General features: G+C 50.3%; 1 tRNA gene and 1 rRNA gene. Both read left to right on the top strand.

Going from position 1 to position 2584, the window contains the following annotated elements:
• The first annotated feature begins 1 nt into the window (after position 1).
• A tRNA-Ala gene (locus tag ACK8HY_RS08565) sits at positions 2–75 on the top strand.
• 227 nt (positions 76–302) lie between these two features.
• Positions 303–2584: ribosomal RNA gene (locus ACK8HY_RS08560) — 23S ribosomal RNA — on the top strand; the annotation flags it as partial.

Below are 2584 nucleotides of genomic sequence, written 5' to 3'. Positions count from 1 at the left end.
AGGGGAATTAGCTCAGCTGGCTAGAGCACCTGCCTTGCACGCAGGGGGTCAACGGTTCGAATCCGTTATTCTCCACGTCTCCGGTGAAGTATGCACACATATACTTCAACAGACCGGAAAAAGAGTTCTTTGACATATTGAAAGAGAAAAAAAATTACAAGAGAAGACAACAGTATAGAGACAATGCTGGTATGTGTTTGAAGTAACGGGGAGACCCTCGGTGAATGCCGAACGAACCGCTATCTAGCATATTAGTATATATATCAAAAGCAGCCGCATAGTAGCAAAAGGCTATGCCGGTGAAGAAAGTAAATAAGGGCACACGGGGGATGCCTAGGCTCTCAGAGGCGAAGAAGGACGTGATAAGCTGCGATAAGCTCTGGGGATTGGCAAATGCGACTTGATCCAGAGATTTCCGAATGGGGCAACCTGACTATTTGAAGAATAGTCGTATGATACGCGAACGCGCTGAACTGAAACATCTAAGTAGGCGTAGGAGAAGAAAATAACAATGATTTCCCAAGTAGTGGCGAGCGAACGGGAAAGAGCCCAAACCGTTTATGTTACGGCATAGACGGGGTTGTAGGACCACGACATTGTACAGCGCTATGAACTGGAAGCAGGTGGGAAACTGCGCGACACGGGTGACAGCCCCGTACAGGTAAAGAATGTTGGCATAGTGGTATCCTGAGTACCGCGGGACCGGAGAAATCCTGTGGGAATCCACCAGCACCATCTGGTAAGGCTAAATACTCCTGAGAGACCGATAGTGAACCAGTACCGTGAGGGAAAGGTGAAAAGAACCCCGAACAGGGGAGTGAAAAGAACCTGAAACCGTGTGCTTACAAGCGGTTGGAGCAGGCAGGTCCTGTGACAGCGTGCCTTTTGCATAATGAGCCTACGAGTTACTCTTGTCTGGCAAGGTTAAGCCCTTCAGGGGCGCAGCCGAAGCGAAAGCGAGTCTTAATAGGGCGCATAGTCAGATGAGGTAGACGCGAAACCTTGTGATCTACCCTTGGGCAGGTTGAAGTTGCAGTAACATGTAATGGAGGACCGAACCGATAAACGTTGAAAAGTTTCCGGATGACCTGAGGGTAGGGGTGAAAGGCCAATCAAACTGGGAAATAGCTCGTACTCCCCGAAATGTTTTTAGGAACAGCGTCGGCGTAGAGTTTGATAGAGGTAGAGCTACCGATTGGGTGCGGGGGAGTCAAATCCTACCAAATCCAGACGAACTCCGAATGCTATCAAATATAGCCGGCAGTGAGGCTTTGGGTGCTAAGGTCCAAGGCCGAGAGGGAAAGAACCCAGACCATCAGCTAAGGTCCCCAAATCCGTTCTAAGTTGAACTAACGAGGTCCGGTTGCCCAGACAGCTAGGATGTTGGCTTGGAAGCAGCCATTCATTTAAAGAGTGCGTAACAGCTCACTAGTCGAGCGGCCGGGCGTGGATAATAAACGGGCATCAAGAACGGTACCGAAGCTATGGATTTGCACTGAAAGATGTGCATCTGGTAGGGGAGCATTCCATATGGGGCGAAGATATCTGGTAATGGGTGTTGGACCGTATGGAAAAGCAAATGTAGGCATAAGTAACGATAAGGCGGGTGGGAAACCCGCCCACCGAAAGACCAAGGTTTCCTGATCAACGTTAATCGGATCAGGGTCAGTCGGGACCTAAGGCGCACCCGAAGGGGGCAAGCCGATGGACAACTGGTTAATATTCCAGTACTCTTCTTAACTGCGATGTGGTGACGGAGTAGTGACACTGCCGCGAACTGACGGAATAGTTCGTTGAAAGGCGTAGGTATTGGGGTTGTAGGCAAATCCGCAACTCTAGCTGAAACCCAATAGTACAGCAAAGCTCCGGTGGCGCTGATAGAGCAGGTAAACAGACTTCCAAGAAAACCCGCTAAGCTTCAGGTTAAGAAGACCCGTACCGCAAACCGACACAGGTGGTCGAGGAGAGAATCCTAAGGTGCTCGAGTGAGTCATGGCTAAGGAACTCGGCAAAATGGCCCTGTAACTTCGGGAGAAGGGGCGCTGTCTCTGAGAAGAGCAGCCGCAGTGAAAAGGCCCAGGCGACTGTTTAACAAAAACATATGGCTTTGCAAAATCGCAAGATGAAGTATAAGGCCTGACACCTGCCCGGTGCTGGAAGGTTAAGAGGGGATGTCATCGCAAGAGAAGCATTGAATCGAAGCCCCAGTAAACGGCGGCCGTAACTATAACGGTCCTAAGGTAGCGAAATTCCTTGTCGGGTAAGTTCCGACCTGCACGAATGGTGTAACGATCTGGGCGCTGTCTCAGCCATGAGCTCGGTGAAATTGTGGTATCGGTGAAGACGCCGGTTACCCGCAACGGGACGGAAAGACCCCATGCACCTTCACTATAGCTTAACATTGAGATTGGGTACAGGATGTGTAGGATAGGCGGGAGATATTGAAGCGGCTTCGCCAGGAGTCGTGGAATCAACCTTGAAATACCGCCCTTTCTGTATCCGGTTTCTAACTCCTTTATGGGGAGGACATTGTTTGGTGGGTAGTTTGACTGGGGTGGTCGCCTCCAAAAAGGTAACGGAGGCT

Source organism: Sphingobacterium sp. NGMCC 1.201703 (genome assembly GCF_047784615.1).
Lineage (GTDB): Bacteria > Bacteroidota > Bacteroidia > Sphingobacteriales > Sphingobacteriaceae > Sphingobacterium.
This window is presented reverse-complemented; position numbering and strand designations above follow the sequence as displayed.